Consider the following 9072-nt stretch of genomic DNA (forward strand, 5'->3'; position numbering starts at 1 on the left):
GCGGTCTGGACGGGAACGGAATTCATCGCACAAAACGCTTATTATCAATATTTTATGCATTCTATAAATCTGTGCTCACCAAATGCTCAACTGATTTTGTTTTTGCTGTCAATCTTGACTAAAAATACGACCTTTTCTTAAAATTCCAAATCTACAATCAAATCGAAAAACTCATCTTTTTTGCAACAGGTTGTATTTTTTGCCTTCTCCACTGAAATTATTAATGGATGCAATCTTCATATCGCTGCCAGCCAGAGCGTTGGAAAGAAACAGCCGTGTGCCATTTTCGGAGCGCAGAGAGAAGGCTTGTTTTTTTATTACCTTGTTCACAACAGACTCGATTTGGACTTCAATTTCGGGAGCGGTATCGCCGTGAAGAATGTCGACATATTTCAGGCCAGGTGCAGTGCTAAATTGTAAATCAAGATTGGCGTTCGCCGGAACTCCCAGAAGCGAAACCTTCATTTGATCCTTACCACTCAAATTTCTATTCAGTATCAGGTCTACCTGTTTATTCTTCGGAGAATTATACCTAAGGAGTTGCTTCTTAGTTGACAAATTTTCCATTGAAATTTGATTTACTTCATTATCTCCGATATTGCTTTTTAGACCATACTCATTTAGACCTTGTTTGACGGCATAGTTCAACGCACCATCAGCTAATCCCTCAATTTGTTGCTTGAATCCGGTACCTGTCGATAGTCCGATGGGATTTACAAAAATTTGCCCATTTAATGAATTCTTCTGCTCGTGAGAAAAGATTGGCATAAACATGTTGTCGACGTTGTTGCCAGATTCGAGGTCTGCTTCCAAACTTTTGCCGGTGAGATCAGTAAGTCCCACCGTTTTCGCATTGTCTCCGGCAATGACAATTAGCAAAGCGCCAATGCCAAGCACACCTGGAAGTCCCCCTGCGACAAGTCCTCCCAACAAACTGAGAATTTCATAAAAAGGTGTCCTCGGCGTATGTCCGATTACCGACCAAGGCGTATACATCATGCGCCCCTGATACTTAGAATAATTATAGGTGTTATTATCAGGGTTGATCTCGATATATTTCTTGCTGTTTCCTTCATTTGGATCGAATATATGGATTTTCCAAGGCTTCTTGGAATCGTCCCAACAAACTGGTAAAAGACAGTGTTTGGAGCCGCCCGGTAGATAATTTTCTGCCACGCATAAAATTGGGTCGTCTCCTCTATTGTGACATTCTCTTGATCGTTTAAAAACCTCCACAGGATTCTGAGTCAGCCCTTTGCGAAATTGCGATATGAACCAGATAATGTACTCTGCACCAAGCTGATAACACTGTTTAATATTGATTTCATTACGTATTGTTTCCCAATTTTTTATTTTTGACAAGGGGCGAGAAAACAAACTGATATCTTTGTAAGCGTACAATGCTTCCGTACATTGCCCAAAACAATTTCCGGTGGATGCAACGGTTTTACATACTTCCATGTATAAAGATTTTAACCAATCAGATGGATCATACCACTCCGGTTCGGAGTCAATGTCTCGCAAAGCAGACGCAAATTGTGCGCGTGTGATCACGGGTGTGCTTGGGTTTTTTGATTTTTTATTAGGACTTGTACTGGTATCGATATCCCAAAAATCCAATGATGTATCCAATCTAATTTCGGGCTTGATCGACCATTTTACATAATTTACTTTATCGAATTTGTCCGATTTAAACACATTTGTATCCGAATCCATCAACCCCCAAAGGTTAGACTTGTTTAGTTCCTTTTTGAAAATTCCGAGATGATCATCAGCGTTATATTCTCCGTCTGATTCCCATATATCCAATTCGATATTGATTTTTTTATCAGGATCGTCAATTGTAAAGAATTGAGGGGTGGTGAAGTCGATATCTTCAACGATGTTTCGGCCTGAATAATCGCCCGTTGTGGGAAAACGCTTTTTCAAAACTTCCCGTCCGTCAACATGAATTTTGAAATACATGTAAAGATCATTTGAGCCTCTATTCCAAGACTCCGTTTCAACAGTCGATACGCCATCCAGAAAAATCTTGAAGGGGCCTCTTTCCAGAAGTCTATCCCCTGCATCAATTAGCACTCCTCCCTGGAATATGCAACAAGTGTATTTTTTACCTTCATTTGAAAGTTCGAAAGCAGATCCAGTGGGGAATCCCAGGTCTCCTTTCGGACCTTTTCTATGCCGGTATTCCGTCAGAATTTTGCCAACAGGGATGTAGGAGGTTCCTGTTGCAGGACTATCATAAATTGTGCCTTTTTCAAACAAACAGTAATTACCTGCGCTAGTTCTGTTGGACAAAAGGACCGTTTGATGCCCTGAGACTGGAAATCCGGTCTTCGAAAATCCTCCAATCCGTTGGAAGCTTGTAAAAATTCTGCCGGAAATCTCAACAGCCGACTGTTCCGTGCCTTTGAAACAAATATGCCCTTGCTGGAATGTCTGTACGAGACCTCCTCCAACCGGTCTTTCAGACCCGGTCGGCAGACCAAGTGCGCTCCCCGATTCACCAATTCGCTCGTAGTGAACATATATTTCACCTAAAACCGCATGTGCGCCTGATGACAATGACTCATAAATTGCACCGCCCACAAACGCAGTCTTTCGTGCTCCAAATTTTGCAGCCGGCAGCTCATCTGTAAGAGGGGTTCCCAGGCGTATTTTAAGCTTCGGCAGTTTCTTGTAATAACTATATATTGCTCCATGCATCTCACAGACGGTTCCGGATCGTTCACTGAATACAATTTGCCCGGCCTCGTAATCCTGAACATATGCTTCGATAGAGTTGTCATATACTATTCCTCCTTTTGGAGATCCTAGTCGCACCTCTTTTTTTAGTGTATTTTTTTTATAGGTTAACTGCCATTCAGGAGTGTCACGCTGCTCATCGAACCGATTTTCTATTTTCTCGGGGATATCGTTTTTGTAAATAATTAACGCGGCAACTTGTCCAGCAAATGCACTCTGAAGTGTCAGCCGGTCTACCGCGATAGTCAGGCGATGACTTGACGTAATATCGATTTTGACTTTGGGAAATGCTATTATCGAAACCATTTTCTCATCAATGGCCAAGCCAAAAGTATCGGTGTCATAAATCAGATCTGCCACGTACCAGGTAGCAGTGTTTAGCAGTATCTTGTTCTTCGTGGAAACTGTTAAAATGCCCCTGTCTTTAGTCGCTAAACCCGCAGTTAAAACAAATCCTGATTCCATTTCGCCCCTCTCAAGAAAAAGAGAGAAGCCGTTTGCATCAACAAGAACCTGACGAACCAAACCAGCATCAGCACATTTGAAGAGCACACGTATGCATATTTTCCGAATATCTTCAGGTATTTCAAGTGAGCTAATTAAATGACTGTTACCATCGAAATTTAACGCCTTTTTGTAGTCGCCCAAAAGGGAATGTTGAGGGCCCTCCCCAATATACGCATTCAGAATTTGCGCTGGCGAAGTGCCATCAGGATTTGCTACCGGGATCTTGTTAAGATTATAGTCGATATCTGGTGTTTTCATGATCAGAAGAGTTTAAAGGTAATTTGTTTTTCCAGCCAGAGATATTTCGAATATCTATCAGTGTTTGCCTTTTCGAACCAGAAATCGTTTGATCCAATCTTTACGAAGATCATAATTGACTGGACACGATGATTTCTTTTCGGCATAGGTTCAGCTATCCGAAAGTGAGTATAAAAAAGGAAACGAGTGAGTTTTTAAATTGAGTTCAGCCGCCAAACTTCAAGTAGTGCGTATCGCTTCAATGGTTTTGTTTGAAATTTATGCCCAACAGGCATATTTTGACCGACCGTATGATCATGAATCGACAAACACTCTTTTTAGTTAATTACTCAGCCAGATTAACCATTAAATCATTTTCGAGGAACTCCCATAAAAAACATATATCCCATAAGATTAACATGAAAATCGTCAGAGTCAGGGCCAGGCAAAGGCATTTTATATTTTTTGGATACCTCTGATTGAGAGTATTGCATTTCCTCTATTTTGTGATTGTTCTCATTGAAACTTCTAGCTGTCGACAGCGACAGTAACGAACTTAAATCATTGGAATGCATCACTCTTGGCCCGAGGTCTACAAATTCATAGTTGTCGGGATGAACAAATCTTCTCAATATGGTCAATAAGATCGAGGTGTGATCGAACAACTCATGAGAAACGCTTTTCTCAGGAATAAAAGGCGAAACAACAAGCGCAGGTACTCGCGGCCCATATCTGGTCAAACCTTCCCCCAACGGAATGGCATCATTTGGTGGCATGACATGGTCATAGAAACCGCCATGCTCATCGTATGTGATCACTAGCAATGTTTTTTCCCATTGAGGACTTTCCTGAACTGCTTTGATCACTTTGGCTAAAAACTTTTGCCCATTTTTAATATCGCCCGGAGGGTGGTCATCATTGCCAGGGGGTCTCTCGATGTAATCGGGCTCTATGAAGGTTACAGCTGGTAACTTCCCGAGTTCAGCCATCCGATAAAAACCATGTTTGGGGTTCTCTATATGTACCACATTTGAGGTATCATAGGTATAGTTCGTAAACAACCGTAAAAAGCTGTACCCATGCTCAAAAACTCTCCAAGAAACTCCGCTTTTAGTCAGGTAATCAAACACAGTTTTGGTAACTCTGGGAGTAAATTTGCTAAAATCGGGATTATCGACCTCGATTTTTCCTTCATCATTGGTGTTTAACTTTCCGGTATACGTAATGAATCTGTTTGGTTGAGTCTGTCCGGGATGAGCACAAAACCATTTGTCGCATATCGCGTAGTTATTTGCTATGTAATCATAAGTTGAAACTTGCTCCTTTCCATAATAACTCATGACGTTTTTCCAGATATTTCGATTATTGGCATCTTTATGAATCGAATATTTCGATGCAAAATCTTTCACAAAGCCATCCATCGCTGTACCCATCTGGTGTTTTACACAATTGTAAGAGTGGCAAGGATCCTGCAATATCTGCGTTGTCTCTATATTGTGAAATACACGATGTGTTTTCCCTTCATGGTCGATATTTATTTCATTTCCGGTCAACCCGTTTACATCGCCCCGCCCTTCATGCACTTTCAGATATCCAAGCATATGGTCAAACGAACGGTTTTCCATCATGACTACAACCAGATTATCGAATTTGGCAAAATTACCGTCAGGGGTAACAGGTATGGGCTTGATTTTGTCAATAAGATGACCGCCAACCGGGGGAACGTAGGTAATAAAAATGTCGTTTTGTATCTGTTTGATATCAATGATTGGACACAATTCTCCTTCTCCCAAAAAGCTTTCGACAATAAGATCTATTTTCTTATTAATGAACTTTTCGACGAAACTACTGACAGTTAATCCAATATATCGCGGAAACCAATCATTAATTGGACTTTTTAACTCATCTTGGGTGATATTGAATTCCTCAAACTTCTCCTTTTTAATATTGTAGATGGTTTTGGCAACCAAGTCAGGTAAATTAGTGTTGGTTCCAAAACTTGCTTCGAAATTTGGTTTGCATTTGACAAAAACCCTTTTGTAAATGTTTTCAACGTCACCCGGATTCCACGTAGTAAGTAATATTTCAGGGAAAAACTTGATATGATTGATATTAAAATATTTGTCGTATTCGGGGACACGAGGGATACCTGACGAGACATGCATTGATAATTCATCAGGCATATGCCCCGTTTGATCTCGTTCATCCGTTTCTATTTCTATCGAAGCTTTAAAGCCTGGAATTGAAACGTCTTTTGTAACCGAGAAAGCGATATTTTTAATGTTGATATCATGAAATCTGAAGGTAGGATCATCCGAAAACTTGAAGAGCAGGGTTTTAACCCCTTCATTTTTACTATTATGATTGTAAAGTTGGGCTACCTCATCTTTAAGCGAAATAGTCATCTTGTTTGATGATTTTTTAGGTAGCAGCTCGTCATCAACAACCTGAGCGAAGATATCAACCAACCAGTCGACAGAGCCTGTGGAATAAACACGATTATATAGCTCCCGAAAACCAGAGTCTTCCCGATGTTCAAAAGCAATTTTTTGTATTGTGCTAACTAGCTCCTTTTTGATATCGTAAGATATCTCGCCGAAACGATCAAAAACATTGATATGATTAAACTCACTACTGTACCTTCGCAAGATTTTGATATCCTTGTTATTTCTAATAGAGCCTGGAATCCCCATCGGAAATTTTGACGAGAACAGAATTTGTCCAATCGAATATTGGTCGCATATACGATCATGATTAAAATCAATCTTAATTGATTCGATAGGCTTATATGAATTCCAAAATCCGTCAAATGCCCTTTGAAAGAAATCCAGCGGAATTCGTTTGATCTTAATAACTTCTGTACTTGGATATGTTATCAGCAGATCATACCTCTGACCACCTTCAAAATGCGGAAACTCAGCCTCGCGCTCTGGAGATGTTGTGTTGGACAACTCAATGATCCATCCTAGCGAACGTTTAGGTATAAACGCAGATGCAATTCTAGTGGACGGGTCGTAAGTAGAGCCTATGGCATTACCATTTGGATCAACAACATTTACTTTTCCGCTGTCAGACAATGCCGAAACTTCCGGAGGCCTGATATGACGATTTACTTCGGGACGGTATAAGAAGATTTCTATCTGACCCTTTGTTAGCTCCGGCAGCTCAATCATCGACTTCTCACCTGCGTTCAGGTAAATACGTTTATGCGAAACTTTGTGGCGTGCATATAAAACGCCGCCTCTGGAAGGAATGTTTACACCTATCATTGCTAATGAATTTAGATTTTCAACTAATTTGAGTGCTGATAATATTCAAGTTTTGTAGTTTTTCAGAATTCGGATGCGAAAATTTCTGGTAGAAAGGTATAAATCAGCGATGTAGAAAAAAGCCTTAACGTCTTGACACCAAGTCTCTTTCGAGGACTCGAAAGTTTAATACTTCCATCCTATCTCTATTCCTCCTCCATTTACACCTCCGATAGAGCCCATTGCGCAAGCTTTGACGTGTTTATCGCCATCGGAGACAATTATCCCTCCGCCTTCATTACCCACACAATCACCGCTAACTCCAACCGTTCGTTTCGATGTTGCGACTGTGCGTGGGTTGTCTAGTTTAATTTGAACCGCCTTTATAATACTTTTCTGCAGATCATCATGTTCTTGAACCGAAACTCCAGTCGCAAGATCATTGAGTTTTCTTCTCACCTGCATTCTCAACCTTCTCGAGTCTTTTTCCAATTGATTTAATCCGTCAAAAAGTTTGGCTACCATCTGATTGATGCTCTCAGCAACGCTTTCAATAGCATCGTGTTTTGAATTTCCCATGATCGAAATAGATATATAGTTTTGAATCGCTTTCAAAAGTTCACCTATGTGCTATGCATGGCCGTCAACATTAGCGGCCAATTTTAAGTTAGGATAGGAATATCATTCTGATTGAATCAATTCATATAGAAGTGATTAATGTATTAGAAATAAAACCCTAATAACTTCGATTTGAACCCTTCGTCTGCTTCGGTTACATAAAGTTTACGGCTCTCCTATTTCATAAAGCCTTGGAAAAATAATTTTCCATCTCTATTCTATTAGTGGCCCTTTGACAGATCAAATTTATTTCTGACTCAGTGGAATTAAAAATTACAATTTCCGGTCACAACAGATAAAATATTGGTTTTTACTAAAACGATGATCGCAATTCACTCTCATCGAATGGTTTTTGCAATCCAAATGAATCAAACTACAGGTTGTTGGCAATAGTTGCAGAAAATACATCTGTATGTTAGCATATTTTGCAAATAATAGTTTGAATTTGCTGTCGATGTAGACCGTAAGTCGGGTTATTGCTTTTACATGGTCTCCGCCCCAGGCAAACCACCCATACTCACCGTTCGCTAACGAGTAACCTTCGAATTCATCGTAAATATATATCCACCGAAAGATCGGAGATAGTACAGACGCGCCAACTTTCAGATTCCTTGACGTTCTATGAAGATAAAGTATTCTTTCGGCAAATTTGATTGCAATTTACCTAGTGTCACCCCGTCCGAGTCGAAAATGTTAATACTTGGCCGTTCAAATTTCTCATCGTTCTCAAAGTATGCTGTCGGACTGAGATTAGAAAATCGTTTAAAGTCACGAATCATATGCATTTGATCGTAATACCCACAATCTGCTGCAATGGCAGCCCAAGACAGAAAAGGGTTTGTCAACTTTGTTTTTAATACGTTATTAAACCTTAAAAGTTGAATATAATTGGTCGGAGAGAGGCCGGTATGCTCAAGAAATCTTCTCTCGAAATTTCTCAAACTCATATTCGATCTATAGGCATAATCCCTAATTCTAAGGAATTCCCTTGTCCGGTTGATTTGATTTGATATGTAGCTTATACTGTCAGGGAGTTGATGACTATTTTTTTGACGGTTTAGTAATGAAAGTAAAAATGTGTCTGAAATTTTCGTCATTGTATTTATGTCAGACACATTTATTAATTGCTCATAGAGATTCGAAGTAACATTTCCGAATATATCATTTGCCACTATAATCTTATTGGTTATTTCGGAAGTTGGTATCCGGGATATTTTACTGAAGCCATCTGTTTCGAACTGAATAATGAATGTCAGGTAGTTGCCATGAAAATGCACTATTCCATTTTGATTCGTCATATGTCCAGTCATATAGCCCCTTTTGAAAGCTAGAGAACTGTCGCATCGGCCTCCCTGATGTAAGGGCTCATCTCTTAAATAAAAAATCAATAATATGTTATTGCTCGCAGGCCACTGGCTACTGTACGCAATTTGCCTGCTTTCAGAGGTCGCTAATATATAGTTTCTTACAAACGGCCGGAGCGCCGGATGTGGTAAGACCAAATAATTTGTCACCATAGTTATCTTATCAATTGTCAATTATTTAATAAAGATACTTTTTTGTGAAATACTTGGTTAAATAAAATTCTACACAAAATGAGTCACGAGGCTTGCCGGCAGAGTTTGTTGAATAGTATACCGCGAATGCAAATTGTAGCGCCATCTTTGGAGATTGTGCCTAGGTTAAGTTCTGAAAATTTACTTTTCTAAGAGTCAAT

Annotated in this window: 4 protein-coding genes; all 4 read right to left on the reverse strand. The window is 39.8% G+C overall.

Annotation, left to right across the window (positions count from 1 at the left end):
* Positions 1-171: 171 nt before the first annotated feature.
* A complete protein-coding gene (locus AC1XUD_RS26250) occupies positions 172-3510 on the reverse strand; it encodes an LGFP repeat-containing protein (protein WP_483364025.1) in 3339 nt (1112 codons plus the stop codon).
* A 350-nt stretch (positions 3511-3860) separates the two neighbouring features.
* Positions 3861-6758, reverse strand: coding sequence for an alkaline phosphatase family protein (locus tag AC1XUD_RS26255; RefSeq protein ID WP_483364026.1), 2898 nt, complete (start codon positions 6756-6758; stop codon positions 3861-3863).
* Positions 6759-6923: 165 nt separating this feature from the next.
* Entirely contained in the window at positions 6924-7316 is a 393-nt protein-coding gene (locus AC1XUD_RS26260) for a hypothetical protein (RefSeq protein WP_483364027.1), read from the reverse strand.
* Between the two features lie 641 nt (positions 7317-7957).
* Entirely contained in the window at positions 7958-8872 is a 915-nt protein-coding gene (locus AC1XUD_RS26265; RefSeq protein WP_483364028.1) for a helix-turn-helix domain-containing protein, read from the reverse strand.
* Positions 8873-9072 lie beyond the last annotated feature (200 nt).

It is taken from the genome of Dyadobacter sp. HNCC25DJ184 (assembly GCF_056895215.1).